Raw genomic sequence first — 25,764 nt, 5'->3', positions numbered from 1 at the left:
GACGGCGCGGGTCAGACCTTCTCGAGGATCGCGCTGAACGCGTCGGCGAACCCGCAGCGGGCGGCGATCATGGACAGCTGCTCGTCCGGGTACAGGTCGACGTCGTCGACGATCAGCTGCATCTCCTGCTCGGCCACGCCCAGATCGGCCAGCAGGCCCAGATCGCCCTCGGGCCAAGGCTCGTCGTCGACCTCGTCGTCCTCCGGGATCTGCACCTGGAGCAGGTCGAGCACGTCGGCGGCGATGTCGTAGTCCAGCCCGGCGGTCGCGTCCGAGAGCAGCAACGCCGCCCCGCCCGGGATGGGCCGCACGATCACGAAGAACTCGTCGTCGACGGCCAGCATGGCGAACACCGGACCGCTGCTGGCCACCCGACGCAGGCCGGTGATCACACCGTCCAGATCGTCGAGCAGTTCGGGCGCGAGGAGCGAGCACCGCCACGTGCTGTCCTCGCGGGTGACCGCGACCCCGAAGCCCTCAGTCGTGTTCGTCCCGGCAGTGCTCACGCGGGCAACGTTACGGCCTAGGCGCCCGATGAGCCATCGCCGGTCCCCCCAGCCGATCGGCGCCGGCCCCCGGGACCCGGCCGACGCTCCGACCGGCGATGATGAGGCCATGCCCTCCGCACCGTCCACCGATGCGTCCGCCTCCGCCGCCCTGTCCTCCCTGCTGCCCCCGGCGGTCTGCGTGCTCGGCCTCGGCCTGATCGGCGGTTCGCTGGTCCGGGCCCTGCAGGACCGGCTGCCGGTGACCGGCTGGTCGCCCAGCGTGTCCACCCGGGACGCGGCCGCGGCCGACGGCCTGGCCGTCGCGGGCACCCTGGAGGCAGCGCTGCAGGCGGCGGTCCGCGCGGACGCCCTGGTCGTGCTGGCGTCCCCGGTGACGACCTTCCGCACCCTGCTGCGGGAGGTCGCCCACCACGCGCCGCAGGTCCGGCTGACCGACGTGGCCAGTGTCAAGGCGGTGGTGGCCCAAGAGGTCGCCCAGCTCGTCCCGCAGGCCCGCTATGTCGGCTCGCACCCGATGGCCGGCACGGCCGCCTCCGGTTGGGCGGCCGGGGACGCGACCCTGTTCGACGGGGCCGCCTGGGTGACGTGCCTGACCGAGGACACCGAGGTGGCCGACTGGTCGGCCGTGGCGGCGCTGGCCCTGACCGTGGGCAGCCGGGTGGTGCCGACCGAGGCCGAGGCCCACGACGCCGCGGTGGCCCGGATCTCCCACCTGCCGCACCTGATGGCGCTGGCCCTGGCCCAGGCCGGCGCCCAGGGCGGCGAACTGGCCCTGTCGCTGGCTGCCTCGTCGTTCGCCGACGGCACCCGGGTCGCCGGGACCCGCCCGGAGCTGGTCCGGGCGATGTGCGAGGCCAACCAGGAGGCCCTGGTCGAGGCCCTGGACGACGCCCTGGCCCTGCTCGGGGTGGCCCGCGCCTCGCTGGCCTCCACCGGGTCGCTGCTCAAGCTCACCGAGGGCGGGCACCGGGCCCGCGGCCAGTTCGACGCCCGCGGGTCGGGCCTGGAACCGATGACGCTGACCGGCGACCACCTGGTCGAGCAGTTGCTGGCCGTCGGCTCGGCCGGCGGCTACGTCAGCGGCCTGACCGGCGCCGGGGCGGACCTGCGGGTGCAGGCGCACTACCCCGATCAGCTCTGACCTTGCCGAAACGGCAAAGATACTTGCCAGTCACCGGCCGCCTGGGCACGCTGGGGTCATGACGCCCCCGCACACCCACACCGGCCACGGCGCCGGAACCACCACCGACGATCCCCGGGAGTTCTGGGAGAACCGCTACCGGGAGAAGGACGGCATCTGGTCCGGCCGGGCCAACACCATGCTGGTGCGCACGGTGGCCGAGCTGCCGCCCGGCCGGGCCCTGGATCTGGGTTCGGGCGAGGGCGGTGACGCCATCTGGCTGGCCGAACGCGGTTGGCAGGTGACCGGGGTCGAGCTGTCCGGCATCGCCATCGCCCGGGCCGTCGCCGCCGCCGCCGACCGCGGGGTCGCCACCGGCCGGGTCAACTTCGTCGCCGCGGACCTGCAGACCTGGCGGACCGACGAGCGGTACGACCTGGTCTGCGCCTGCTTCCTGCAGTCACCGGTGGAGTTCGCCCGGGACGAGGTGCTGCGCCGCGCCGCCACCCTGGTCGCCCCGGGCGGCCATCTGCTGGTCGTCGCCCACGCCGCGGCGCCGCCGTGGTCCGGGCTGGCCGGTGACCCCTCGATCGTCTTCCCGACCCCGGCCGGCGACCTGGCCGCGCTGGCCCTGTCCGATGATTGGGACGTGCTGGTCTGCGAGGTCCGCACGCGCCCGGCGACCGGCCCGGACGGGCAGGAATCGACCCTGGAGGACTCGGTGGTACTGGTCCGCCGCCCCTGAGCCACAGGCGGCGCCCGGGTCTCAGCCGGGGCCGCGGCCCGACCAGCTCCAGGCGTAGGCGCCGTCATCCACCGCGCGGCCGCCCTCGCCGAGCTCGAGCGGCCGGAAGGTGTCGACCATGACGGCCAGCTCGTCGAAGGAGTCCTTGCCCAGGGACGCCTCCACCGCGCCGCGCTGCGGCCCGTGCGAGTGGCCACCGGGGTGCACGCTGACCGACCCCGGCCCGATGCCGGAGCCCTTGCGGGCCTCGTAGTCGCCGGCGACGTAGAACATGATCTCGTCGCTGTCCACGTTGGAGTGGTAGTAGGGCACCGGGATGGCCAGCGGGTGGTAGTCGACCTTGCGCGGGACGAACGCGCAGATGACGAAGTTGGTGCCCTCGAACACCTGGTGCACCGGTGGCGGCTGGTGCACGCGGCCGGTGATCGGCTCGAAGTCGCGGACGTTGAACGTGTACGGGTACAGGCAGCCGTCCCAGCCGACCACGTCGAACGGGTGGTGCGGGCCGACGACGATCGACCCGACGATCCCGCTCGGCCCGTTGCCGCGGTGCTTGACGTAGACGGGCACGTCCGGCCCGTCCATCAGCAGGGGCGTGGCCGGTCCGTGCAGGTCCCGCTCGCAGTAGGGCGAGTGTTCCAGCAGCTGGCCGAACCGGGACAGGTACTTGCGCGGCGGGCCGATGTGGCTGTTGGCCTCCACGATGTAGGCGCGCAGCGGCCCGTCAGGCACCCAGCGATGCACGGTCGCCCGCGGGATGACGACGAAATCGCCGGCCTGCACCGGGAGCTCGCCGAACACCGTCTGCACCGTGCCCGAGCCGGCCTCGACGAACACGCACTCGTCGCCGATCGCGTTGCGGTACAACGGGCTCGGCTCGGCCGCGACGACGTAGGAGATGCGCACGTCGCCGTTGCCCAGCACCAATCGGCGGCCGATGACAGCATCGATTCCCCCGCCGTCGATTCCCTGGCCGTCGATGCCCTCGCCCGAGGCGAACAGGTCGTGCAGTTTCAGGTGCCGCGGCATCAACGGGTGGTTCGGCGTCGTGCCCAGGTCGGGCAGCTCCCAGATCCGGGCGTCGACCATCGCCGACGGGATACCCCGGTGGTACAGCAGCGAGGAGTCGGAGGAAAAGCCCTCCTCCCCCATCAGCTCCTCCCGCCGCAGCTGCCCGCCGGCGTCCCGGAACTGGGTGTGCCGCTTCGGGGGGACCTCACCGACGCGCCGGTAGTGGGCCATCACCGCTCCTGGGGTCTAGGGTTCCGCCGTGGCTTCCTGGGTGCCCGGTGCCGCCGGGTCGGGGTTCGACGACGACCACCTGCCGTACGGGGTGTTCGACGCGGGTGCCGGCCGCCGGGTGGGCGTGCGGATCGGCTCCTCCGTGCTCGACCTGGCCGCGGTGGCCGACACCCCTGAGCTGGCCGGCGTTCTGGCGGCCGGTTCGCTGGATCCGCTGCTGGCCGCCGGCCCGGCGACCTGGGCGGCCGCCCGCTCCCTGGCGCACCGGGCGGTGACCGATCCGGACTGCCGCACCCTCGTCGAGTCCCACCTGCACCCGCTGGAGTCGGTGCGCCTGTTGCTGCCATTCACGGTCGCCGACTACGTCGACTTCTACGCCAGCCAGTGGCACGCGACCGCGGTCGGCCGGATGTTCCGGCCGGACGCGGACCCGTTGCCGCCCAACTGGAAACATCTGCCGATCGGCTACCACGGCCGGGCCGGCAGCGTGGTCGTGTCCGGCACCCCGGTCAGCCGGCCCCGCGGGCAGACCCGGTTGCCCGGCGCGGCGCCGACGTTCGGTCCGACGCAGCGGCTGGACCTGGAGGCGGAGGTCGCGTTCGTCGTCGGGGTCGGCTCGCCGCTGGGCTCCCCGGTGCCGGCCGGCGCGTTCGCCCGGCACGTGTTCGGCGTCGGCCTGCTCAACGACTGGAGCGCCCGCGACATCCAGGCCTGGGAGTACCGCCCGCTCGGGCCGATGCTCGGCAAATCCTTTGCCACTTCGGTCGGCCCCTGGATCACCCCGCTCGCCGCGCTGGCCGCCGCCCGGGTCGCCCCGCCGCCGCGCACCCACCGGCTGCTGCCCTACCTGGCCGACGATGCCGGGCTGCCTTGGGGCCTGGATCTGGCCCTGACCGTCGAGGTGAACGGGACCGTGGTCAGCCGGCCGCCTTTCGCCGCCATGTACTGGACCGGGCCCCAGTTGATCGCGCACCTGACCAGCAACGGCGCGCGCCTGCGCACCGGGGATCTGCTGGCGTCCGGCACCGTGTCCGGGCCCGCCGCCGACCAGGCCGGTTCGCTGCTGGAGCTCTCGGCCAACGGGACCCGGCCGGTGCCGCTGGGCGACGGCACGTCGCGGACCTTCCTGGCCGACGGCGACGTCGTCACGATCACGGCGACCGCCCCGTCGACCGGTGGCGGCCGGTTGACCCTGGGCGAGGTGACCGGGGCTGTGCGGCCGGCCGCGGGCTGATGGCCCGGCGCCGTTCACAGGTTCCCGCGGGCCGCCTGCTCCCGCTCGATCGATTCGAACAGCGCCTTGAAGTTGCCCTTTCCGAAGCCGAGAGAGCCGTGCCGCTCGATGATCTCGAAGAAGATCGTCGGCCGGTCGCCCAGCGGCTTGGTGAAGATCTGCAGCAGGTAGCCGTCCTCGTCCCGGTCGACCAGGATCCGGCGCTTCTTGAGTTCGGCGACCGGCACCCGCACCGGCCCGATCCGGGCCGCCAGCTCCGGGTCGTCGTAGTAGGCGTCCGGAGTGTCCAGGAACCGCACGCCCCGATCCCGCAGGGCGTCCACCGTGCCCAGGATGTCGCCGGTGGCCAGCGCCAGGTGCTGGCATCCCGGGCCGGCATGGAACTCCAGGTACTCGTCGATCTGCGACTTGCGCTTGCCGGCCGCCGGTTCGTTCAGCGGGAACTTCACCCGGTGGTTGCCGTTGGCGACGACCTTGCTCATCAGCGCCGAGTACTCGGTGGCGATGTCGTCGCCGACGAACTCGGCCATGTTCACGAAACCCATGACGCGGTTGTAGAAGTCGACCCATTCGTCCATGCGGCCGAGTTCGACGTTGCCGACCGCGTGGTCCAGGGCCTGGAACAGCCGCCGCGGGGCGCCGTCCGGCCGGACCGCGGTGGTCGTGACGGGGCGGAAGCCGGGCAGGTAGGGGCCGGTGTACCGGCGCCGGTCGATCAGCGTGTGCCGGACGTGGCCGTAGGTGGCGATGGCGGCGCTGCGGACGGTGCCGTGCTCGTCGGTCTCGTCGTGCGGTTCGGCCAGGATGCGCGCGCCCTGCCGCCGCGCCTGCTCGATGCACCGGTCGACGTCACCGACCTCCATGGCCAGGTCGACGACGGCGTCACCGTGCTCACGGTGGATGTCCAGCAGCGGGCTGTCCGGGGCCACGCCGCCGGTCAGCACGAAGCGGGCGGACCCGGATTTGAGCGCGTAGGCGACGTCGCCGCGGTGGCCGGTCTCCGGGCCGCGGTAGGCGAACGGGTCCATCCCCCACACCGCCTGGAAGTACTGGGCGGACTGGGTGGCGTTGCCGCAGACGAACACCACGGCGTCCATGCCGAGCACCGGGAACGGGTCGGTGGTCACGTCGTGGTCGACCAGGCCGACCAGGTCGCGCAAGGCCTCGTCGGTGGGTTCATCGGGTGCTGCGCGCCGGGTGTCCTCGAACGACAGGGTCATCGGAATCCGCCTTCGCCTCGTCGCGGTCGTGGATTCCGGTCAGCATGGGCGCGGGTGCTGCTGGTGGGCAATACTGGGTGCCGGCAGGCAACATCCTGTGCAATCTGTTGAGTCAGATAGCAGATTGACTGAGCACTGTGTAGAGGAATTCGGTGACGATCGACCGGCTGGACGCGCAGATCCTGGAGCTGTTCTCGGCCGAGCCGCGGGTCGGGGTCCTGGAGGCGGCCCGCCGGATCGGTGCGGCCCGCAACACCGTGCAGGCCCGGCTCGACCGGATGCAGCGCAGCGGGGTCATCGCCGACCTGGCCCCGACCGTCGATCCGGCCGCGCTCGGCTTCCCGGTGACCGCGTTCGTCACCGTCGAGATCGCGCAGGGCCGCGGCCGGCGCGACGTCGTGGATCACCTGTCCGCCATCCCCGAGGTGATCGAGGTGCACACCATCACCGGCCAGGCGGATCTGCTGGTGCAGGTGGTGTCCCGAGACAATGCCGACCTGCAACGGGTGATCGATGACGTGGTGCGCGATCCCGCCGTGGTCCGCGCGTCGACCGCGATCGCCTTGGACACCCCGGTCCGGCACCGCACCGGGCCGCTGGTGCGCAGCGTGGCCGGCCGATGATCGACCTGCCGCGGCCAGCCCTGGTCGTGCTCGTCGGCCCGTCCGGAGCGGGCAAGACCACCTGGGCGCGAACGCATTTCGCCGCGAACGAGGTCGTCTCCGCGGACGCCCTCCGGGCGACGGTGGGCAGCGGGGAAGGCGATCTGGATGCGTCGGTGGACGCGTTCGCCGTGCTGGACACCGTCGTCGCGGCCCGGCTGCGACGCGGCCTGACCACGGTGATCGACACCCTCGGCCTGGACGGCGACCGGCGCCGGACCGCCGTCGCCCTCGGCCGCCGGGCCGGGCTGCCCTGCGTCGCGGTCGTGTTCACCACCGCGCTGGAGGTGTGCCGCACCCGGAACCGGGCTCGCGACCGGCCGGTGCCGGCCCCCGCGCTCCGCTCCCAGCACCGCCGGACGGCCGAGATCGAGCTGGGTGACGACGGCTTCGATCGCATCCTGCGGGTGGACACCGCCGGCGAGCCCGTCCGGGCGGGCGTCGCCGCCGCTGGACCCGCGCCACCCCCACGGCCCGGGTTGCGGTTCGGCCTGCAGGTGTCGGCATTCGGTTGGGGCGCGGATCCGCGCGGCTGGCTGCGTGATGTGGCGGTGGCGGCCGAACGGGCCGGCTTCGCCGCGCTGTCGGTCATGGACCACCTGCTGCAGATCCCGCAGGTGGGCCGGGCCTGGGACCCGATCCCCGAGGCGTACGTGACGCTCGGCTACTTGGCCGGGGTGACCGAGCGGATCGAACTCGGGCCGCTGGTGACGCCGGTGACGTTCCGGTCGGCCCCGCTGTTGGCCAAGATGCTGGCCACGCTGGACACCGTGGCCCCGGGCCGGGTGTTCTGCGGGCTCGGCGCCGGCTGGTACGCCCGCGAGCACGCCGCCTACGGCCTGCCCGGGAGCGCGTTCGAGGCGATCGATCTGCCGTCCCCGCGAGCCCGGCTCGACGCCCTGGAAGAGACCATCGGGGTGCTGCGCGCGTTCTGGGGCGCCGGCACCAAGCCGTACGGACCGTTCCCGGAGACCACCTGCTACCCGCGGCCCGGCCCGATCCCGATCCTGGTCGGCGGGGGCGGCGAACGGCACACCCTGCGCATCGCCGCCACCCTGGCCGATGGCTGCAACCTGCCGTCCACCGTCGACCTGGACCGCAAGCTGGCGGTGTTCCGAGCGCACGCCGTCGCCGCCGGCCGCGACCCCGCCGGGCTGCGGATCACCGTGCTCGACGTGCCGATCGTCGGTGCCGACCCCGACGCGGTGGCCCGCCTGGTCGAGCGACACCGCGGCCGGAGCAAGGCCACCGCCTACGCGGCAGCCCACCATGCCGGGACGCCGGACGCGCACGTCGCCCGCTACACGCGCCTGGCCGAGGCGGGCGTGGACACGGTGTTCGTCAGCCTGCCGGATCTGTCCGGGCCGGCCGAGATCGAGCAGTTCGCCCCCGTCATCTCCGCCTTCGGCTGACCCACTTCCCGCCGGATCAACTCCGGCGGCCCCTTTCCCGCGCGGATCAACTCCGGCGGGCCCTTTCCCCGCGCGGATCAACTACGGCGGCGCGGATCAACTCGCACCGAATTTGACTGGTGGGACCGGTGTCAACCACTTCATCCGCGCGGATCCGGTGTGGACAGCTGGCGCGGATGAAGTCCAACCAAATGTGACGCATGTGCAGCGAGTCGACGACTTCAGCCGCGCCGGCGTAATTGATCCGCGCGGGGAGGGGGTCAGCGGGCGCGGCGGACTCGGGCGATCGCCCAGTCCGGTTCGTCGCTGAGGCGGACGGTGCCGTCGGCGTCGAAGATCAGGTAAGCGTCGAAGGTGCGCGCGAACGCCCGGTCGTGGGTGACGGCGACGACGGTGCCGTCGAACGCGTCCAGCGCCTGCTCCAGAGCCTCGGCCGAGTGCAGGTCGAGGTTGTCGGTGGGCTCGTCCAGCAACAGCAACGTGGCGCCGGACAGCTCCAGCAGCAGGATCTGCAACCGCGCCTGCTGCCCGCCGGACAGCGTCGGGAACAGCTGCTCGGACGAGCGGGCCAGCCCGTACCGGTCCAGCACCCGAGCCGCCTGCTCGCGGCCCATGCCGGCCCGGTGCTCGTCGCCGCGGTGCAGGATGTCCAGCAGCGTGCGGCCCTGCCATTCGGCGTGCCCGTGGGTCTGCCGGAAGTAGCCGGGTCGCACCCGGGAGCCCAGCACCACCGATCCGGTGTGCGGCACCGGTTCGATCGGCTCGTCCGACACCGGCTGGTGCTCGACGTCCGGATCGGAGCCCCCGGCCGCCAGCAGCCGCAGGAAATGTGACTTGCCGGATCCGTTGGCGCCCAGCACCGCGACCCGGTCACCGAAGTGCACCTCGAGGTCGAAGGGCTGCATCAGCCCGGTCAGCTCGAGGCGCCGGCAGACCAGGGCCCGTTTGGCCGTCCGGCCGCCGCCGAGCCGCATCGACACCCGCTGCTGGTGCGGCACGGCCAGCGGCGGCCCGGCCTGCTCGAACTTGGCCAACCGGGTCTGCGCGGCCTGGTAGCGGGAGGCCAGACCGTCGTTGAAGGCGGCCTTGGTCTTGTACATCAGCACCAGCGCCTTGAGCTTGGCGTGCTCCTCGTCCCAGCGCCGGCGCAGCTCCTCCAGCCGCGAGTTCCGGTCCTCCCGGGCCTGGTGATAGGTGGCGAACGACCCGCCGTGCACCCAGGCGGTGGCCCCGGCCGCGCCGGGTTCGAGGGTGACGATGCGGCTCGCCGCGGTGGCCAGCAACTCGCGGTCGTGCGAGACCAGCAGCACCGCCTTGGCGCTGGCGGCCAGCCGCTGCTCGAGCCACTGCTTGCCCGGCACGTCCAGGTAGTTGTCCGGCTCGTCCAGCAGCAGCACGTCGGCCGATCCGCCGAGAAGCAGTTCGAGCACCAACCGCTTCTGCTCACCGCCGGACAGGCTGGTCACCGACCGGTACTTGGCCCGGTCGTAATGGATGCCGAGTGCCGCGACGGTGGCCTTGTCGAACGCGTTCTCGTGCCCGTACCCGTCCACGTCGGCCCAGTCGGCCAGCGCCTGCGCGTAGGCCAGGGCGACCGGCTCGCTCTCGTCGGTCATCATCTCCAGTTCGGCCGCGTCGATGGCCGCCGCGGCCCGGCGGACCGGTTCCGGGGAGACGGCCAGCAACAGATCCCGCACCGTGGACGAGTCCCGCACCGAGCCGACGAACTGGGGCATGTAGGCCAGCGACCCGGAACACACCGCGGCGCCCTCGTCCGGCACGACCGAACCGGCAGCCACCCGCAGCAGGGTGGTCTTGCCGGTGCCGTTCGGCCCGACCAACGCCGTCACGTCCCCCGCGGACACCCGGAAGGAGACGTCGGAGAGCAGGGGCCGCCCGTCGGGCAGGGCAAGCGACACAGCACTGAACTCCAGGTGGCCCATGGGCGTCGAGGGTGACCGAGAACGTGCGCTGCGTCAATGTGTTTGCCCGTCCACGACCGGGCCGGGGCCGAATGGGGCGAAAAGCCCCCACATGGCAGCGGCCGGTCGACGCGCCAGGACCTGCCAGTAACCGATAGCGTACGCATCGTGAGCGCCGATCAGGGCCCCGCCAGGTTCTTTGCCTGGTCCTCCGACGATGGTCGGCGCCTGGAAACGGTCCGGGTGGTGATCACCGAACGGGGTCTGCGCGCCTCCGGTTACCTGGTCCGGGTGGGCCGCAACAGCTTCGGGGCCTCGTACTCCGTGCTGTGCGACGCCGCCGGCCGAACCCGCCGGGTGACCCTGCACAGCGATTCGGCGATCACCGAACGTGGCCTGTCGCTGACCCGGACCCCGGGCGGCCCGTGGCTGGACGGCGCCGGCAAATCACCGCCGATGCCCGACCTGGATCTGGCCCTGGACGTCGATTTCGTCGCCAGCGTGTTCAGCAACTCCATGGCCATCCGCCGGTTGGGCCTGCACCAGCGCCTCGGGCAGGAGTCCGTGGTAGTCGCCGAGGTCAACTTCCCGGACCTGACGGTCGAGCCCGTGGTGCACCACTACCGGACGATCGAGTTGACCGAGCACGGTGCCCGGCTGCGGCATCAAGGGCCCAACGGGCACCACGAACTGTCCGTGGACAGCGAGGGTTTCGTGCTCGACGTCGCGCACCTGTCCTACCGGCTGCGCTGATCGGCCGCCCGGCCGCAGTCATCGTCGCCGGGGCGGGCCGCCGGCATCCGGTGTGACCAGCCCGCTGTCGTAGGCAAAGGCGATGGCCTTGTTGCGGTCTCGCAAACCCAGCTTGTCGAGCACCCGTCCGAGGTGGGTTTTCACCGTGGTCTCGCCCAAGTGCAACAGTGCCGCGATCTCGGCGTTGTTGTGTCCCCGGGCAACCAGTTGCAGCACTTCGGTTTCCCGGGGGGTCAACCGGTCCAGCTCGGGGGCCCGCTCCCCCATCCGGGGTGCGGCGGCGTACCCGGCGATGACCCGCGGCACCACCATCGGGTCCAGTTGCCCGCCCCCGGCGGCGACCCGGCGGATCGCGTCGAGCAGCATTTCCGGCGGTGAGGTCTTCAGCAGGAACCCCGCCGCCCCGAGCCGCAACGCCCCGTCGATGGCAGCGTCCTCGTCGAACGTGGTCAGCACGATCACCCGCACCTGCGGGCTCTGCGCCGCCAACCGCCGGGTGGCCTCGATGCCGCCGCCGCCCGGCATCCGCACGTCCATCAGCACCACGTCCGGGCGGGTGCGCCCGACCACCGCGACCACGGCGGCGGTGTCACCGGCCTCCCCGACCACCTGCATGTCCGGCTCACCGTCGATCAGCATCCGCAGGCCGGCCCGGACCAGCGCCTCGTCGTCGGCGAGCACCACCCGCAGCGCGTCGGCGGATGTGGTCATCGCCGGACCGCCGTGGAACCACCGGTCGCCCCGGCCGTCACCGGCAGGTCCGCGCGGACCGAGAACCCACCCTGGGCAAGCGGTCCCGCCGTCAGGGACCCGCCGATGAGCGAGACCCGTTCCCGCATCCCCACCAGCCCGTACCCCCCGCCCGACGCCGGCTCGACGACGCCGGGACGGCCGTCGTCGAGCACCTCGATGACGACCCGGTCGGGCCCGTAATCGATCCGGACGGTCGCGGTGGTCCCCGGCCCGGCGTGCCGGCTGGTGTTGGACAGCGCCTCCTGCACGATCCGGTAGGCGGACCGGTCGACGGCGTCCGGCAGCTCGACGGCCTCCCCCCGCACGTCCAGCCGAACCGGCAGGCCGGCCGCCCGGACGTCGGCGGTCAGGTCCGGCAGGTTCCTCAGCGACGGCTGCCGGCCCACCTCGTCGGCCGATTCGAAACCGGACGGGCCGGTGCGCAGCAACCCGACCACCTGACGCAGCTCGTCCACCGACCGCCGGCCCAACCCCTCGACGGACCGCAGCATCTCCTGCTCGGGCGAGCCGTCCGGCATCCGCCGGCGCACCACCCCCGCCTGCAGCGTCATCACGCTGACGGTGTGCGCAACCGCGTCGTGCAGCTCGCGGGAGATCCGGGCCCGCTCGGCCAGCACCGCATCCCGGGTCCGGGCCTCCCGTTCGGCGCGCAGCTCATCGGCCAACCGGGCCAGCTCGGCCGAGCGAAACCGCTCCCGCCGCAACAACACTCCGAACCCGTAGCCGGCGCCCAGGATGAGCGGGAAGAACACCGCCTCCCACACGCTGCCGGACTGGACGGCCACGCAGGTGCCGCTGACCAGGGAGGCCGCGACGTACGCCGCGAGCCCGGGGCGCGGCGGCAGCCGGAAGCTGGCATAGCCGACGAGCAGGATGAGCGCAATCAGCAGCGACCCGGCCGGGCCGGGGGTGGCCGGGAATACCAGCACGGCCAACACCATCGGGGCCAGTCCGACCGCCAACCCGAGCACCGGCAGGAACGGCGCGATCCCGCAGCCGAGTGCGATGGCCAGGGCCGTGGTCACCGTCTGGGCATCCAGCCCCACGCCGGCCGGATCGGTCGAGGCCTCCAGCAGCGACGCCACCCCGAGGACGATGCCGACCGCACCGCCGACCGCGGCCGTCAGGCTGATCCGGTTCGCAGGTGGACGCATGCGGGTGACCCTAGGTCCTCCTGCCCCGCCCTGGCATCGGTTCCGGAGACGATGGCCCCGGCTGCGGGGTCCTCCCGCAGGAGGACCCCGGGCCGCCGATGTCCGTTCGCGAGCCGGGAAAAGCGGCCGGTCAGGACGATCCGCCGGCGCCCGGCGATTCGTAGCGTTCTGTCCCGTCAGGCACCGAACCGCGGCGCCGCATCACTCCGGGAGTTCTCCTCATGACCAGCACCGTCACCCCTACCGCCGGCATCCAGACCACGGCCGAGTCCCGCACCGGCCGGGTGCTCACCCGCCTCGGCGGGATCGCGCTCATCGCGTCCCCGCTGCTGACCCTGGGCGGCAACCTCACCTCGCCGCCGCAGCCCGACGAGAGCTCGGCCGGCTACATCGCCTCGCTGGCTGCCGATCCTGGAATCTCGGCGGTGTCGGCGGGGCTGTACCACTACGGCTGGATCACGCTGGCCTTCGGCGTGCTGGCGGCGATCGGGCTGGTCCGGGGTCCGCGCGGGCGGGCGTGGACCGCCGCCGCCGCGGTGATCGCCGCCTTCGGCGCCATGCAGTTCTCCGGATTCCTGCTGGCCGACCACTACGTCGCCGCCCTCGGGGTGCTGCCACCGGACGTCGGCGCCGGCATCTTCGACGCCGCGAACGGCAGCATCTGGACCCAGTTCTGGCTGTCCAGTGCCATGGTGACCGCCCTGCTGGGCGTCCCACTGATGCTGGCCGGGCTGGCCCGGGCCGGCGTCATCGGCTGGTGGGCGGCACCGGTCTACGTGGCCGTCTGGGTCGTCCCGGCGTTCCTGCCCGCGCCGTGGGGTGCCCTGGTCGCCGGGCTGGCCTCGGCGCCGCTGGTGGTGGTCGGCCTGCGGCTCATCCAGCGGGCGAATCTGACCGTCCCGCAGCCGGTCGCCGGCTGAACCAGTTCGGCGCCATCGGCGGCGGGCCGCCTCCCACCAGGGGGGCGGCCCGCCGCGCGTACCGGGTCTGGACAACTTGTCCACTCTGGATTTATTGTCCATCCTCATGGATGACCAGTGGTGGGCCCCGCAAGCGCCGGTGGTGGCGGCGGTGGTGGCGTTGTTCCACCCGCACGTCGAGGTGGTCGCGCACGATATACGCCGCGACCGGGTGGTGGCGGTGTGGAACCCGTTGTCCGGTCGCAAGATCGGTGACCCGTCACTGCTGGAACCCGAGCTGCTGCAGGCGCAGCGGTCCGATGCGGTGATCGGCCCGTATCCGAAGGTCGACGAGCACGGGGGCCGGTGGACGTCGGTGAGCGTGCCGTTGGGCCAGGGGCAAGGACTGCTGTGCATCAACTTCGACCGCTCGGCGGTGGACGGCGCGGCCGAGCTCCTCACCCGGTTCGCCGCCGCGGTGCAGCCCCGTCCGGACGCCCTGTTCGAACGGGACTGGCCGCACGAGGTCAACGTCCTGGTCGACGACTGGTGCCGCGCCGCCCAGGTGCCGCGGTCCCGGCTCAGCCGTCCGCAGCGGCTGGAGCTGGTCGCGCACCTGGACGGCAAGGGCGTCTTCGCGGTCCGGCACGCGGCCGGCCATGTCGCCACCTCCCTCGGCGTGTCCCGGGCCACCGTCTACGACCTGCTGAAAACCGTTCGTACACGAGAGGAATCCCGATGACCACGTTGCCGCCGTTCCGCCTGGAGTCCTACTTCGCCCGGTGGGAATTCACCGCCAAGTACCACCTGACGGCCTCCGACGCGCAGACCACGACCATCGGCGAGCTGCTGGCCATGGGCACCGACGACGACCGCGCCGCCTTCACCGAGCTGCCGCTGGGCTACGTGCCGACATGGGGATCCGACGCGCTGCGCACCGCGGTCGCGGACACCTATCAGCAGTGCGGGCCGGAGGACATCCTGCTGTTCGCCGGCGCCGAGGAGGCCCTGTTCTGGCTGCTGCAGCTGGTCGCCGAACCCCGCCAGCACGCGATCGTCACCGTCCCGAACTATCAAGCGCTGGAGACGATCCCGGTCGCCGCCGGGCTCCAGGTCACCGGGGTACCGCTCGACCCGGACGACCACTGGCGGCTCGACCTGGATGCCGTCCGGGCCGCCCTGCGCCCGACCACCCGGGTGATCGCGGTCAACTTCCCCAACAATCCGACCGGCGCGGTGCCGGACCAGCAGACGTGGTCGGAACTGGTCCAGCTGTGCGAGGAACGCGGGATCCGGCTGATCTGCGACGAGGTCTACCGCGGGCTGGAACTCGACCCGGCCCGTACCCTGCGCCAGGCCGCCGACGCATCCCCCACGGCCGTCTCGGTGAATGTGATGAGCAAGTCCTACGGGCTGCCGGGGCTGCGGGTCGGCTGGATCGCCTGCCGCGACCACGCCCTGCTGGAACGGCTGGAGCGGCACAAGCACTACACCTCGATCTGCAACGCCGGGCCCAGTGAGTTCCTGGCCACCCTCGCGCTGCGCCGCGGCCCGGAGATCCAGGCCCGCAACCGGCAGATCATCGCCGACAACATCCCGGTGCTGGACGAGTTCTTCGCCGGCTACCCCGATCTGTTCGACTGGGCCCCGCCGCAGGGCGGGGCGGTGGCGTTCCCGCGCTACCGCGGGGCGGACGGCGTCGAGGCGTTCTGCCGGCGGCTGGTGGAAACCGAAGGGGTGCTCCTGCTTCCGGCCAGCGTGTACACCTCCGATCTGGCGCCGGTGCCGGCCGACCGGTTCCGGATCGGCGTCGGACGCCGCGATCCCGGCGCGGCTCTGGTCGCGCTGCGCCGGTACCTGGATGGACGCTGAGGTCGCGGTCAGCCGCGCCGCTGCCGGCGCGACGTCCGCGGCGGGTAGTACTCCAGCAGGGCATTGTTGAACTGGGCGCCGATGATGATGGCCATCGAGATGAAGTAGTAGAACAGCAGGAAGGTGATCGGCGTGGCCAGCGCACCGTAGGTCAGGCCGTGCTCGTAGACGTAGGACAGGTACAACCGAAGTCCGGTGCTGGCCGTCAGGAAAACCGCGGCGGCCAGGAAGGCTCCCGGCAACCCGCGCATCCACCGGTGCTTGTCCTTGGGCGCCACCTTGTACAGGGTGGTCAGCAGCAGGATCAGCCCGATCGCCAGGCCGGGATAGTAAAGCCAGCCGATGATCTCGCTGACCGCCGACCGCCAGTCGGGCGGGAACAACCGGGGCAGGTAATCGGGTCCGATGGCCAGCAACGGGACCATCACGATCCCGGCCGCGAGCGCGCCGACGTACAGGCCGAGGGCGAAGAACCGCTCCAGCACAGGATGGCGGAACTCGTGCTGGCCGTAGGCGATGGCGATCGACTCGACGAATGCAGTCATGGCCGAGGAGCCGGCCCACAGACTGATGATCAACCCGACGGAGACGACGTCGGTCTGACTGCTGTTCAGGATGACGTCGACGGTGTTCCCGATCAGGTTGTCGGCGACCTCCTGGTTGAAGATGGTGTGCAGGAAAACGTTCACCTGTTCCCGGATCTCGCCGGTGGTGTTCGGCCCGATCGCCCGGGCCACGTATCCGGACAACCCGAGCAGGGCCAGCAACAGGGGCGCGGTGGACAGCGCGCTCCAGAAGGCGGCCTGCGCACTCATACCGAACAGTGAGTCGCCCCAGGCCTTGGCCAGGGTTCGTCGGGCCACCTTGCGCCAGCGCCGGCGGACCGGCCCATCCGCGGTGGGCACCGGGCCGGCCCCGTCCCGGTGCCAGGGCTCGGTATGGCGCAACCGGTCCACCCGCCGGCGATCCGCGCGCGGCCTGGCATCGGTCGGTCCGGCGGGCGCCGCCCCGGCCGGCTCCTGCGCCGGTGGTGGTGCGCCGTCCGTGGGACCGGCCGGCCGGTGAACCCTCGGACCCGAGTTGTTCATGGCGCCACCTGCATCGACATGGCCGTGCTGTACCCGCGCGGCCGGACCTTCAGTCGCCGGGCGGATCGCGGCGTTTGACAGATCGAACGAACAGGCGTCTGCTGGGAAGCGCTGAACGCACAGCCGCGTGGGATCCGGACCGCCGCCTGACGGCCGCGGCCCCGGCCGGGATCGCCTCTCCGCGCCCGCCTCGTTGACGACCACTCACGCAGCAAGGTCGACCGTGCTCCTGCCCAGAATCAGCTCACGCTCGGCCGGCCCGGCCGGCTCCGCCGGAACCCGGCCGATGACCGACGCGGCCGGCCCGGCCTCATCCCTGACCGTCCCGGTCAGCCGGGGACGGCGAATGCACGTCACCCTGGTCGGCCCGGTCGACGGCCGGCCCACCGTCGCGCTGCACGGTTTGGGCGGCCGTACCGAACAGAACCTGCCGGCGCTGACCGCCCTGTCGCAGCGGTACGGCCTGCGCATCTACGCCATCGATCTGCCCAACCACGGCCGCAGCGGGACGGTCGGGTTGCTCCACTTCCGGGTTCGCCATTTCTCCGCCCTGATCACGGAAACCGTTCGGGCCCTGGGCATCGAACCCACGGTCCTGGTCGGGCACTCCTTCGGCGGGCAGCTGGCCGCCCTGATGGCCGCGGACCTGGCGGGTGCAGAACTGCAACCGATCTTCATCAACCCGGCCCTGGGCGCGCCCTGGGACAGCAAGTTGCGGCGGTGCTGGCGGCAGCCCTGGCGGTTCCTGCGCCTGGTCCAGGAACTCGGCTACGACGACTCCAACGTCGACCGCAACGAGCTCTATCACGCCGGGCGGCTGCTTCAGTCCATCCTGGACATGCTCCTGGACCGGGAGCTGCGGCCGTACCGGCGGCTGCAGGCCACCCTGGCGCTGCTGCTCAGTTGCCGGACGGCCGCCATCCTGGACGATCTGAACCTGCGTGGCATCCGGCCGGTCATCGTGCAGGGCATGCTCGACCGGTCGACGCCGGCCAACGACGGCGTGCACCTGGTCGACGGGTTCCACAGCTGGCTGCACGAGGCCGACGGGCCGCGGGCGCTGCTGGCCGCCCTGGACCGGGTGTTCCCGGGGAAGCTGCCCTAACCGGTTGCGTCAGCCGCCGGGGCAGGTCGCGTCACCGGGGGCCATTTCCGGGTGGATGGGCCCCGAGCGATCCCCGATCGAGGCCGGCGCCGAGCTGGCGGCCAGCCGGCCCGATCGCCAGCCGACGATCTCGGCCAGGATTGACAGCGCGATCTCGGCCGGCTGGTCGGCCCCGATGTCCAGACCGATCGGGGCATGCACCGCGGCGAGCGCCGCCTCCTCCACCTCGTTGCCCAGCAACCACTCCCGCCGCCGCGCCTGCGTCCGGCGGGATCCCATCGCCCCGATGTAACCGGTCCCGGCGGCCAGTGCGTCCTTGATCGTGGGGCCGTCGACGTCCTGGTGATGACTGGTGATCACGACCGCGTCCAGGTCCGGCCCGATCGCCGGCCGGGCGGAGGTCACCGATGCCGACCAGCCCAGGACGGGCGTGATCTGCATCAGGGCCTCGGCGACCGGGCCGTCGCCGACGATCAACAACTGCAGCGGTTCTGCCATGCGGTCACTATCGCGCACCCGGCCGGACAAGTCACCCCGCAACCGGCCGAGCGGCGCCGACCGGTGGCGCAGAACTATAAGCGCGTAGACTCGTCCCGGTCCCGCCGCATACCGGACCTTCGTCGACGGGGGAAGCAACGTGGCCAAGGCACCAACCGTGTACGACGTCGCCGAGCGGGCCGGAGTCTCGATCGCCACCGTCTCCTTCGCCTTCCGGCGGCCGGAGAAGGTCAAGGCCTCGACCCGGGACATGGTGCTGGCCGTCGCCCGCGAGATGGGGTACGTGCCCAGCGCGAGCGCCCGCGGGCTGGCCCACGGCCGCACCCGGGCCATCGGGCTGTTCGCCTTCGACTACCTGCTGGACTCGCTCGATCGCCAGCCGCCTACCGCCGCCGCCGGTTCCGGCCCGGCCGACCCGGCGGGCGTGGTCGAGGTGGCGGACCCCAACGAGGACTTCCGGCTGTTCCCGTTGTACGTCGATGAGATCCAGCGGGGGGTGGGGCTGGAGTGCTGGCGACGCGGCTACGCCCTGCTGATCGGCGGTCGCGGGCACGCCGACACCGACGCGGTGATCGCCGACATCGCCGGCCGTGTCGATGCTCTCGCGGTCTTCCCGCGCACCGTCCCGGCCGACACGTTGCAGCGCATCAGCCGCCGGATGCCGGTGGTGGAGCTGTCCGAGCCGGGCCAGCTCGACGAGCTCAATCACGTGACGGTGGACAACGTTCGGGGAACGCGGGCGGTCACCGACCACCTCATCACCGCCCACCGGCTGACCGACTTCGGATTTCTCGGCGACACGACCGGTTCCGACCAGCAGGCCCGGTTCACCGGGTTTCGCGCCGCCCTGCGCGCGGCCGGGCTGCGCGTGCCCCGAAAGTCGTTGTCGCCGAACGGCACCACCACCTTCGACACCGGCGCGATCGTCGATCGCCTGGTCGCGTCCGGTCACCTGCCCAAGGCCCTGGTCTGCGCGACCGACCAGGATGCCCTGGCCGCGATCGATGCGCTGCGCAGGGCGGGCGTGACCGTGCCCGGCGACGTAGCCGTCGTCGGCTTCGACGGCATCGTCGCCGGCCGGATCGGCCACCCCACCCTGACCACCGTTCGCCAGCCGATGGAGCAGATGGGCCGTGAGGTGGTCGACATCCTGGTCAGCCAGCTCGACCAGCCGGGCCAGCCGCCGATCCGGCGCGAACTGCCCACCCGCGTCGTCATCCGGGAAAGCTGCGGCTGCCCGACGAGCTAGTCACCGCCCCCCGGGCCGGTGCGCGAATCCGGCCGAAGGCTTGCCTCCGTGCGGTCAATGCGCTTTAATCGGCCTACGAGCTATGCGCTTAGCTTGCTGGTCGACAGCGACCACGCCGCGTTCTTGTGCTCTCGTCCGGTGGGCGATGTCTGCTGGGGAACCAAAACTGAAAGGGACACCGATGTTCCGAAAGAAAGCAATCACGGCCGGTTTGCTGGCCGGGCTGGTCGTGCTCAGCGCCTGCGGACGGAGCAGCGACACCGCGGGTGCGGCCGGGACCTCCGCGCCCGCCGCCAGCATCTCCGCCGGCCCGGCCACCGGCAAGCTGACCATGTGGGCGCAGGGCGCCGAAGGCCAGGATCTGCCCGCCCTGCTCGACGAGTTCGAGGCCGCCAACCCCGGCGTCACCGTCGACGTCACCGCGATCCCCTGGGACGCGGCGCACAACAAGTACCAGACGGCCATCGCCGGCGGTCAGACGCCGGACATCGCACAGATGGGCACCACCTGGATGGGCGACTTCGCCGACGCGTTCGATCCGACCCCCGCCGAGCTCACCGACGCCGGGTTCTTCCCCGGTTCGGTCAACTCGACCGAGGTCGACGGCACCGCAGTCGGTGTGCCCTGGTACGTCGACACCCGGGTCGTCTTCTACCGCAAGGACCTGGCCGAGAAGGCCGGGTACACCACCTTTCCGACCAACTACGACGACTTCAAGGCGATGGCCAAGGCCCTGCAGGACAAGGCCGGCGCGCAGTGGGGCATCCAGCTCCTGGCCGGTGGCACGGATTCCTTCCAGAGCACCCTGCCGTTCGGCTGGTCGGCCGGCGCCTCGCTGATGGACAGTGGCAATGACGCCTGGACCCTGGATTCCCCGCAGTGGGTCGATGCGCTGACCTACTACCAGAGCTTCTTCACCGAGGGCATCGCCAACCCGGCGCCGAACATGGGGGCCGGCGCCGCGGAATCGGCGTTCGTCGACGGGTCCGCGCCGATGATGATCTCCGGTCCCTACGAGATCGGCAATCTGGAGAAGGCCGGCGGGGCCGACTTCACCGACAAGTACGCCGTGGCCACGCTGCCCAAGGACAAGTCCGCCACCTCCTTCGTCGGCGGCTCCAACCTGGTGGTCTTCAAGGACAGCCCCAACCGGGACGCCGCCTGGAAGCTCGTGCAGTGGCTCTCACAGCCCGAGGTCCAGGTGAAGTGGTACCAGGCCACCGGTGACCTGCCCTCGGTGCAGAGCGCCTGGCAGGAGGGCGTGCTCGCCGACGACCCGATGCTCTCGGTGTTCGGCGACCAGCTCAAGGACACCAATTCCCCGCCGGCGGTCCCGACCTGGACCCAGGTCAGCGCCGCCGCCGACAGCCAGGTCGAGCAGATCGTCAAGGCCGGCAAGGATCCCGCGCAGGCCCTGCAGGAACTGCAGTCGCAGGCCGCCTCGATCGGTATCGGTCGCTGACCATGGCCACCACCACCGCCCTCCCGGGGGCCGTCGCCGGCCCCGGGGGGGCGCGGGTCGACCCCGGCATCTCGCGCCGCCGCCGGCAGACGCTCATCGCCTGGCTGTTCGCCCTGCCGTTCGTCCTGGTCTTCAGCGTGTTCATGGTGTTCCCGCTGCTGTCCTCGTTCCTGATGTCGTTCACCGACTTCACCAGCCGCGACGTCACCACCCCGCTGGCCGTCGGCTTCGTCGGGATCGACCAGTACGCCGACCTCTTCGGCAACCCGCAATTCTTGCGTTCGCTGGTCAACACCGGGTACTTCGTGATCGTCGGGATTCCGCTGACCATGATGGTCGCGCTGCTCCTGGCGGTCGCCCTGAACAGCGGAATCACCAAGTTCCGCACCGTGTTCCGGGTCGGCTTCTACACCCCGGTGGTGACCAGCATCGTTGCCATCGCGGTGGTCTGGCGGTTCATCCTGCAACCGGACGGCCTGCTCAACTCGGTGCTGAGCTGGGTCGGCATCACCGGTCCGGACTGGCTGAACAGCACGACCTGGGCCATGCCGGCGCTGATCCTGATGGCCGTCTGGCGCAGCATGGGCACGCTGATGATCATCTTCCCGGCCGGCCTGCAGACCATCCCGGAGGACGTCAAGGAGGCCGCCGCGATCGACGGCGCCGGACCGTGGCAGCGGTTCGCCAGGATCACCCTGCCGTTGCTGCGGCCCACCCTGCTGCTCGGCGCCGTCCTGTCCTCGGTCGGGTACCTGCAGTTCTTCGAGGAACCCTTCGTGATGACCAAGGGCGGCCCGCTGGACTCGACCCTGTCGATCAGCTACTTCACCTTCAACCAGTTCGGGTTCGGCAAGTACGGCTACGCCTCGGCGGCCAGTTACGTGCTGTTCGTGGCGATCGCCCTGCTCAGCGTCGTCCAGTTCCGCGCCCTGCGATCCAAGGACTGATGGCCACCATGACCATTTCCGATGAGACCCCGCTCGCGCTCGAACCGGGCGGGGCGCCCACCCTGACCGCGAATCCCCGACGGCGTAGCCGTCGGCGGCGACGGCTGATCGTCTATCTGTTGCTGGTGATCGGAGTGGTCGCCACCCTGATGCCGTTCGTCTGGATGCTGCTGGGCTCGGTCAAGACCGACGGCGAGATCCTGCGCGATCCCTCGGGTTTCCTGCCCCAGGAGCCGACGCTGAGCAACTACGCGACCTGGTTCACTGACCTGAACATCAGCACGTTCTTCGTCAACAGCCTGATCGTCGCGGTCGTCACCGTGCTGGGCAACCTGTTGTTCTGCTCGATGATCGGCTACGCGCTGGCCAAGATGGAGTTCGCCGGCAAACGGCTGCTGTTCCTGCTGGCGATGCTCACCCTGATGGTCCCCGGCGTGGTGACCTTCGTGCCGCTGTTCGTGCTGGTCAGCAAGCTGGGCCTGCTCAACACCTACCCGGCGTTGATCCTGCCGTTCCTGACCTCGCCGCTCGGGGTCTTCCTGATGCGGCAGTTCATGATGGGGATCCCGGACTCGCTGATCGAGGCCGCCCGGATCGACGGGGCCGGCGAGCTGCGGATCTTCTTCCGCGTGGTGATCCCGTTGTGCGGGCCGCCGCTGGCCACGCTGGGCATCCTGACCTTCCTCGGTTCCTGGAACAACTTCCTGTGGCCGCTGGTCGCCGCCCAGAGCGAGCAGATGTACACCCTGCCGGTGGCCCTGTCGCTGTATTCCACCGGCGAGAACGCCACCAACTACGGCCTGCTGCAGGCCGGGTCCGTGCTGGTGATCGGGCCCATCGTGCTGCTGTTCGTGCTGCTGCAACGGTTCTTCGTGCAGAGCGTGGCCACCGCCGGCATCAAGTGAGCTGACCGGAACGTCAGCCGCCCGACCCCGACGACTCGACGGCGCCTCCGGCGCTCCGAAAGGACTTCTCTCGATGACGACGACGGCCACCCTGGCATTTCCGGAGGGCTTTGCCTGGGGGGCGGCCACCGCCGCCCACCAGGTCGAGGGCAACACCGTCAACAATGACTGGTGGGCCCGCGAACACACCCCCGGCAGCGGCATCGCCGAACCCAGCGGTGACGCCTGCGACAGCTATCACCGCTACCGCGAGGACATGGCGTTGCTCGCCGACGCCGGCCTGAACGCCTACCGGTTCAGCCTGGAATGGAGCCGGATCGAACCCGAGGAGGGTTTCGTCTCCCGCGCCGCCATCGACCACTACCGGCGAATGGTGGCCGCCTGCCACGAGTTCGGGCTCACACCGATGGTCACCATGCTGCACTTCACGGTGCCGCGCTGGATGGACGCCCGGGGCGGCTGGCGGCATCCGGACGCCGTCGACCGCTTCGCCCGGTTCACCGAGTTCAGCCTGCCCATCGTCGCCGACGGCGTCGACTGGGTCTGCACGATCAACGAACCCAACATCGTGTCGATGATCCACGGCCGGCGCGAGACCGACCTGGTGGCCTCCGGCCTGCCGGCCCCGGACGAGGCCATCTCCGAGGTGATGCGGCAGGCTCATGTCCGCTCGCGGCAGGTCCTGGGCTCGGCCCCGGCGCTGCGGACCGGCTGGTCCGTCGCGACTCAGGCGTTCCACGCGGAACCGGGCTGTGAGCAGCAGACCCGCGACTACGGCTACCCCCGGGAGGACTTCTTCCTGGACGCCGCCCGCGGCGACGACTGGGTCGGCGTGCAGGCGTACACCCGCACCTTCATCGGACCCGACGGGCCCCGCCCGATCCCCGAGGGCACCGAGACCACCCTGACCGGCTGGGAGTACTTCCCGCCGGCGCTGGGCATCGGCGTGCGCAACGCGTGGGCCCGGACCGGCGGGGTGCCGGTGTTCGTCACCGAGAACGGCATCGCCACCGCGGACGACCAGCGGCGCATCGACTACACCCGCGGCGCGCTCACCGGCCTGCACCAGGCCATGAGCGACGGCGTCGACGTCCTGGGCTACCTGCACTGGTCCGCCCTGGACAACTACGAATGGGGTTCCTACCGGCCGACTTTCGGTCTGATCGCGTGGGACCGCCAGACCTTCGCCCGGCACCCCAAGAACAGCCTGGGCTGGCTCGGACGGGTGGCCCGGGCGAACGCGCTCGGCCCCGCCGACGAGCGGGTCGGCACCCCCTGAGGAGCGGGTCGGCACCGGCCGACCTGGCGCCGGCCCGACCGGCGCGGCGCACCATCCGACCATCGCGGTCCACCAAGGGAGTCAACGATGACCTCATTCAACCGTCGCACCCTGCTCATCGGCGGGGCGGCCGTGGCGGCCGCCGGCGCCTTCGGTATCACCACCAGCACGGCCGCAGCCGACCCGCGGCCGCCCGGCGCCGGCGGCCCGGGGCCCCGTCCCGGAGACGGATTGCCGGCCGCGGCGGTCCGGCAGGTCCGCCGGTGGGCGGCCGACACCTGGGCGTCGCTGGTGGCGATGACCGACGAGCGGACCGGGTTGACCGCCGACAACATCGACGGCCCGCTGGCCGCACCGCACCGCAGCGGCTACACCTCCCCCACCAACATCGGCGGCTACCTGTGGAGCGCAATCGTCGCCCGCGAGCTCGGCCTGATCTCCAAGCCCGAATGCAGCAGCCGGATCCGCTCGACGCTGCGCACGCTGTCGACGATGACCCGGCACGAACCGAGTGGGATGTTCTACAACTGGTACGACGAGGCCACCGGCGAGGTGTTGACCACCTGGCCCACCGACGGCAGCCGGGTCTACCCGTTCCTGTCCAGCGTCGACAACGGTTGGCTGGCGGCAGCTTTGATGGTGGTGCAGCAGGCCGACCGGCCTAACGCGGCACTGGCCAGAAAACTCTGGGACCCGATGAACTTCGCGGTCTTCTACAACCCGGCGGCACGGGCCGATCTGGGTGTCGGACTGCTGCGGGGCGGCTTCTGGGACGGCGAGAAGCCGGACAAGGAAACGACGGCGGTGCGCGGCAACTACCTCGGCAGCGGACCGGAGGTCTGGTACACCGGCTTCCACTACGACACCACCGTGTCCGAAACCCGCATCGCCTCCTACATCGCGATCGCCCGCGGGCAGGTACCGGCCCAGCACTATTTCGGAACCTGGCGCACCTTCCCCGATGTCGGCTGCGCCTGGTCCTGGCAGGAACAGCGGCCGATCGGCCAGACCCGGACCTACCTGGGCATCGACGTCTTCGAGGGCGCCTACACCTACCGAGGCATGCGGATCGTGCCCGGTTGGGGCGGCTCGATGTTCGAATCGCTGATGCCGGCAATGTTCGTCCCCGAGGAGGAGTGGGCGCCCCGGTCCTGGGGCGTCAACCACCGGCTGACCGTCCGGGCCCAGCGCGAGCACGGTCTGGACGAGGCCCAGTACGGCTACTGGGGTTTCTCCCCGGCCAGTGAACCCGGCGGTGGGTACCGGGAGTACGGCGTGGACGCGATCGGGCTCAACCCCGACGGGTACCTCTCGGACGCGGAGAAGACCAACTACGACGCCGGGTACGACGGGTGCCGGGCCGGCACCAACCCGACGCCGACCTATGGCGACGGCGTGGTCACCCCGCACGCCCTGTTCCTGGCCATGCACATGGAGCCCGGCCCGGCCTACGACAACCTGGTCAAGCTGGTGGATCTCGGCGCCTACGGCGAGGGCGGCTTCTACGACGCGGTGGCCGTCAGGTCGCGCACCGTGGCCAAGCGCTACCTTTCGCTGGACCAGGCCATGATCATGGGTTCGATCGGCAACGTGATCGGCGGCGGGGTGATCCGCAACGCCTTCGCGACCGGGGACATCCGCCGGCAGATCCGGCCGCTGATCGAGATCGAGGAATTCGGCGCCGGTCTGCAGTCCTAGCGCTGGCTAGGCTTGATCGGGTCAGCACCATTCCGA

The 25,764-nt window shown here is 71.4% G+C and carries 24 protein-coding genes; 16 read left to right on the top strand and 8 right to left on the bottom strand.

Annotated features, from left to right (window positions below; translation table 11 throughout):
- Positions 1 to 11: 11 nt before the first annotated feature.
- Positions 12 to 506 (bottom strand): tRNA adenosine deaminase-associated protein, encoded by a 495-nt coding sequence (locus NAMU_RS02645; protein WP_015745868.1) that lies wholly within the window; start codon positions 504 to 506, stop codon positions 12 to 14.
- Positions 507 to 615: 109 nt separating this feature from the next.
- On the opposite strand from NAMU_RS02645, the gene NAMU_RS02640 reads away from it, so the two are divergent.
- Both NAMU_RS02640 and NAMU_RS02635 read left to right on the top strand, forming a co-directional pair.
- The gene (locus NAMU_RS02640; protein ID WP_083785643.1) at positions 616 to 1,650 is read left to right on the top strand and encodes a prephenate dehydrogenase; all 1,035 of its coding nucleotides are present in this window, start codon (positions 616 to 618) and stop codon (positions 1,648 to 1,650) included.
- A 58-nt stretch (positions 1,651 to 1,708) separates the two neighbouring features.
- On the top strand, positions 1,709 to 2,374 hold the full coding sequence (locus tag NAMU_RS02635; protein WP_015745867.1) for a class I SAM-dependent methyltransferase: 666 nt from the start codon (positions 1,709 to 1,711) through the stop codon (positions 2,372 to 2,374).
- Between the two features lie 21 nt (positions 2,375 to 2,395).
- On the opposite strand, the gene NAMU_RS02630 is transcribed toward NAMU_RS02635, so the two are convergent.
- Positions 2,396 to 3,616 (bottom strand): homogentisate 1,2-dioxygenase, encoded by a 1,221-nt coding sequence (locus NAMU_RS02630; protein ID WP_015745866.1) that lies wholly within the window; start codon positions 3,614 to 3,616, stop codon positions 2,396 to 2,398.
- A gap of 28 nt (positions 3,617 to 3,644) precedes the next feature.
- Here NAMU_RS02630 and fahA point away from each other — a divergent pair, with 28 nt between their 5' ends.
- Positions 3,645 to 4,850: a fumarylacetoacetase gene (gene fahA, locus NAMU_RS02625; protein ID WP_015745865.1), complete on the top strand. Its 1,206-nt coding sequence runs from the start codon at positions 3,645 to 3,647 to the stop codon at positions 4,848 to 4,850.
- Between the two features lie 14 nt (positions 4,851 to 4,864).
- Here the strand turns inward: fahA and hppD are convergent, their stop codons facing one another.
- Entirely contained in the window at positions 4,865 to 6,070 is a 1,206-nt protein-coding gene (gene hppD / locus NAMU_RS02620; RefSeq protein WP_015745864.1) for a 4-hydroxyphenylpyruvate dioxygenase, read from the bottom strand.
- 152 nt (positions 6,071 to 6,222) lie between these two features.
- Between hppD and NAMU_RS02615 the strand changes: the two genes are divergently transcribed.
- Both NAMU_RS02615 and NAMU_RS02610 read left to right on the top strand, forming a co-directional pair.
- Positions 6,223 to 6,693 (top strand): Lrp/AsnC family transcriptional regulator, encoded by a 471-nt coding sequence (locus NAMU_RS02615; RefSeq protein ID WP_015745863.1) that lies wholly within the window; start codon positions 6,223 to 6,225, stop codon positions 6,691 to 6,693.
- The gene (locus tag NAMU_RS02610; protein WP_015745862.1) at positions 6,690 to 8,144 is read left to right on the top strand and encodes an LLM class flavin-dependent oxidoreductase; all 1,455 of its coding nucleotides are present in this window, start codon (positions 6,690 to 6,692) and stop codon (positions 8,142 to 8,144) included. Before NAMU_RS02615 ends, NAMU_RS02610 begins: the two co-directional genes overlap by 4 nt.
- A gap of 260 nt (positions 8,145 to 8,404) precedes the next feature.
- Here the strand turns inward: NAMU_RS02610 and NAMU_RS02605 are convergent, their stop codons facing one another.
- Complete coding sequence (locus NAMU_RS02605; protein WP_015745861.1) at positions 8,405 to 10,087, bottom strand: ABC-F family ATP-binding cassette domain-containing protein; 1,683 nt, start codon at positions 10,085 to 10,087, stop codon at positions 8,405 to 8,407.
- Between the two features lie 147 nt (positions 10,088 to 10,234).
- Between NAMU_RS02605 and NAMU_RS02600 the strand changes: the two genes are divergently transcribed.
- Positions 10,235 to 10,819 (top strand): putative glycolipid-binding domain-containing protein, encoded by a 585-nt coding sequence (locus NAMU_RS02600; protein ID WP_015745860.1) that lies wholly within the window; start codon positions 10,235 to 10,237, stop codon positions 10,817 to 10,819.
- A gap of 18 nt (positions 10,820 to 10,837) precedes the next feature.
- On the opposite strand, the gene NAMU_RS02595 is transcribed toward NAMU_RS02600, so the two are convergent.
- Together NAMU_RS02595 and NAMU_RS02590 are read right to left on the bottom strand one after the other, a co-directional pair.
- Entirely contained in the window at positions 10,838 to 11,530 is a 693-nt protein-coding gene (locus NAMU_RS02595; protein WP_015745859.1) for a response regulator transcription factor, read from the bottom strand.
- Complete coding sequence (locus NAMU_RS02590) at positions 11,527 to 12,726, bottom strand: sensor histidine kinase (RefSeq protein WP_015745858.1); 1,200 nt, start codon at positions 12,724 to 12,726, stop codon at positions 11,527 to 11,529. The genes NAMU_RS02595 and NAMU_RS02590 overlap by 4 nt, the downstream gene beginning before the upstream one ends.
- Positions 12,727 to 12,947: 221 nt before the next feature.
- On the opposite strand from NAMU_RS02590, the gene NAMU_RS02585 reads away from it, so the two are divergent.
- From NAMU_RS02585 to NAMU_RS02575, 3 genes are all read left to right on the top strand, one after another.
- Positions 12,948 to 13,646, top strand: a complete 699-nt coding sequence (locus NAMU_RS02585; RefSeq protein ID WP_015745857.1) for a hypothetical protein — start codon at positions 12,948 to 12,950, stop codon at positions 13,644 to 13,646.
- 106 nt (positions 13,647 to 13,752) lie between these two features.
- A complete protein-coding gene (locus NAMU_RS02580; RefSeq protein ID WP_015745856.1) occupies positions 13,753 to 14,367 on the top strand; it encodes a helix-turn-helix transcriptional regulator in 615 nt (204 codons plus the stop codon).
- Positions 14,364 to 15,497, top strand: coding sequence for an aminotransferase class I/II-fold pyridoxal phosphate-dependent enzyme (locus NAMU_RS02575; protein WP_015745855.1), 1,134 nt, complete (start codon positions 14,364 to 14,366; stop codon positions 15,495 to 15,497). The genes NAMU_RS02580 and NAMU_RS02575 overlap by 4 nt, the downstream gene beginning before the upstream one ends.
- A gap of 8 nt (positions 15,498 to 15,505) precedes the next feature.
- On the opposite strand, the gene NAMU_RS02570 is transcribed toward NAMU_RS02575, so the two are convergent.
- The gene (locus tag NAMU_RS02570) at positions 15,506 to 16,444 is read right to left on the bottom strand and encodes a YihY/virulence factor BrkB family protein (protein WP_245544855.1); all 939 of its coding nucleotides are present in this window, start codon (positions 16,442 to 16,444) and stop codon (positions 15,506 to 15,508) included.
- 364 nt (positions 16,445 to 16,808) lie between these two features.
- On the opposite strand from NAMU_RS02570, the gene NAMU_RS02565 reads away from it, so the two are divergent.
- Positions 16,809 to 17,690, top strand: a complete 882-nt coding sequence (locus NAMU_RS02565) for an alpha/beta hydrolase (RefSeq protein WP_041368362.1) — start codon at positions 16,809 to 16,811, stop codon at positions 17,688 to 17,690.
- A gap of 9 nt (positions 17,691 to 17,699) precedes the next feature.
- Here the strand turns inward: NAMU_RS02565 and NAMU_RS28035 are convergent, their stop codons facing one another.
- The gene (locus NAMU_RS28035) at positions 17,700 to 18,188 is read right to left on the bottom strand and encodes an XdhC family protein (protein WP_052307767.1); all 489 of its coding nucleotides are present in this window, start codon (positions 18,186 to 18,188) and stop codon (positions 17,700 to 17,702) included.
- A 139-nt stretch (positions 18,189 to 18,327) separates the two neighbouring features.
- Between NAMU_RS28035 and NAMU_RS02555 the strand changes: the two genes are divergently transcribed.
- From NAMU_RS02555 to NAMU_RS02530, 6 genes are all read left to right on the top strand, one after another.
- Positions 18,328 to 19,437: a LacI family DNA-binding transcriptional regulator gene (locus NAMU_RS02555; RefSeq protein WP_015745852.1), complete on the top strand. Its 1,110-nt coding sequence runs from the start codon at positions 18,328 to 18,330 to the stop codon at positions 19,435 to 19,437.
- A gap of 181 nt (positions 19,438 to 19,618) precedes the next feature.
- Entirely contained in the window at positions 19,619 to 20,899 is a 1,281-nt protein-coding gene (locus NAMU_RS02550; RefSeq protein WP_015745851.1) for a sugar ABC transporter substrate-binding protein, read from the top strand.
- Positions 20,900 to 20,901: 2 nt separating this feature from the next.
- Complete coding sequence (locus NAMU_RS02545) at positions 20,902 to 21,846, top strand: carbohydrate ABC transporter permease (RefSeq protein ID WP_015745850.1); 945 nt, start codon at positions 20,902 to 20,904, stop codon at positions 21,844 to 21,846.
- 8 nt (positions 21,847 to 21,854) lie between these two features.
- On the top strand, positions 21,855 to 22,751 hold the full coding sequence (locus NAMU_RS02540) for a carbohydrate ABC transporter permease (protein WP_015745849.1): 897 nt from the start codon (positions 21,855 to 21,857) through the stop codon (positions 22,749 to 22,751).
- 73 nt (positions 22,752 to 22,824) lie between these two features.
- Complete coding sequence (locus NAMU_RS02535; protein WP_015745848.1) at positions 22,825 to 24,030, top strand: glycoside hydrolase family 1 protein; 1,206 nt, start codon at positions 22,825 to 22,827, stop codon at positions 24,028 to 24,030.
- 87 nt (positions 24,031 to 24,117) lie between these two features.
- Positions 24,118 to 25,728 (top strand): glucoamylase family protein, encoded by a 1,611-nt coding sequence (locus tag NAMU_RS02530; protein WP_015745847.1) that lies wholly within the window; start codon positions 24,118 to 24,120, stop codon positions 25,726 to 25,728.
- Positions 25,729 to 25,764: the final 36 nt, after the last annotated feature.

The sequence above is a fragment of the Nakamurella multipartita DSM 44233 genome (genome assembly GCF_000024365.1).
GTDB classification, from domain to species: domain Bacteria; phylum Actinomycetota; class Actinomycetes; order Mycobacteriales; family Nakamurellaceae; genus Nakamurella; species Nakamurella multipartita.
The sequence above is the reverse complement of the archived record's forward strand: the minus strand, read 5'-3'. Positions and strand labels throughout refer to the sequence as shown.

What these genes read in the sequence shown, in the direction of transcription:
- NAMU_RS02545 (WP_015745850.1), top strand. Translation starts at nt 20,902, where the DNA reads ATGGCCACCACCACCGCCCTCCCGGGGGCCGTCGCCGGCCCCGGGGGG.
- NAMU_RS02530 (WP_015745847.1), top strand. Translation starts at nt 24,118, where the DNA reads ATGACCTCATTCAACCGTCGCACCCTGCTCATCGGCGGGGCGGCCGTG.
- NAMU_RS02630 (WP_015745866.1), bottom strand. Translation starts at nt 3,616, where the DNA reads ATGGCCCACTACCGGCGCGTCGGTGAGGTCCCCCCGAAGCGGCACACC.
- NAMU_RS02585 (WP_015745857.1), top strand. Translation starts at nt 12,948, where the DNA reads ATGACCAGCACCGTCACCCCTACCGCCGGCATCCAGACCACGGCCGAG.
- NAMU_RS28035 (WP_052307767.1), bottom strand. Translation starts at nt 18,188, where the DNA reads ATGGCAGAACCGCTGCAGTTGTTGATCGTCGGCGACGGCCCGGTCGCC.
- NAMU_RS02580 (WP_015745856.1), top strand. Translation starts at nt 13,753, where the DNA reads ATGGATGACCAGTGGTGGGCCCCGCAAGCGCCGGTGGTGGCGGCGGTG.
- NAMU_RS02610 (WP_015745862.1), top strand. Translation starts at nt 6,690, where the DNA reads ATGATCGACCTGCCGCGGCCAGCCCTGGTCGTGCTCGTCGGCCCGTCC.
- NAMU_RS02540 (WP_015745849.1), top strand. Translation starts at nt 21,855, where the DNA reads ATGACCATTTCCGATGAGACCCCGCTCGCGCTCGAACCGGGCGGGGCG.
- NAMU_RS02550 (WP_015745851.1), top strand. Translation starts at nt 19,619, where the DNA reads ATGTTCCGAAAGAAAGCAATCACGGCCGGTTTGCTGGCCGGGCTGGTC.
- NAMU_RS02590 (WP_015745858.1), bottom strand. Translation starts at nt 12,726, where the DNA reads ATGCGTCCACCTGCGAACCGGATCAGCCTGACGGCCGCGGTCGGCGGT.
- NAMU_RS02605 (WP_015745861.1), bottom strand. Translation starts at nt 10,087, where the DNA reads ATGGGCCACCTGGAGTTCAGTGCTGTGTCGCTTGCCCTGCCCGACGGG.
- NAMU_RS02575 (WP_015745855.1), top strand. Translation starts at nt 14,364, where the DNA reads ATGACCACGTTGCCGCCGTTCCGCCTGGAGTCCTACTTCGCCCGGTGG.
- hppD (WP_015745864.1), bottom strand. Translation starts at nt 6,070, where the DNA reads ATGACCCTGTCGTTCGAGGACACCCGGCGCGCAGCACCCGATGAACCC.
- NAMU_RS02635 (WP_015745867.1), top strand. Translation starts at nt 1,709, where the DNA reads ATGACGCCCCCGCACACCCACACCGGCCACGGCGCCGGAACCACCACC.
- NAMU_RS02640 (WP_083785643.1), top strand. Translation starts at nt 616, where the DNA reads ATGCCCTCCGCACCGTCCACCGATGCGTCCGCCTCCGCCGCCCTGTCC.
- NAMU_RS02595 (WP_015745859.1), bottom strand. Translation starts at nt 11,530, where the DNA reads ATGACCACATCCGCCGACGCGCTGCGGGTGGTGCTCGCCGACGACGAG.
- NAMU_RS02535 (WP_015745848.1), top strand. Translation starts at nt 22,825, where the DNA reads ATGACGACGACGGCCACCCTGGCATTTCCGGAGGGCTTTGCCTGGGGG.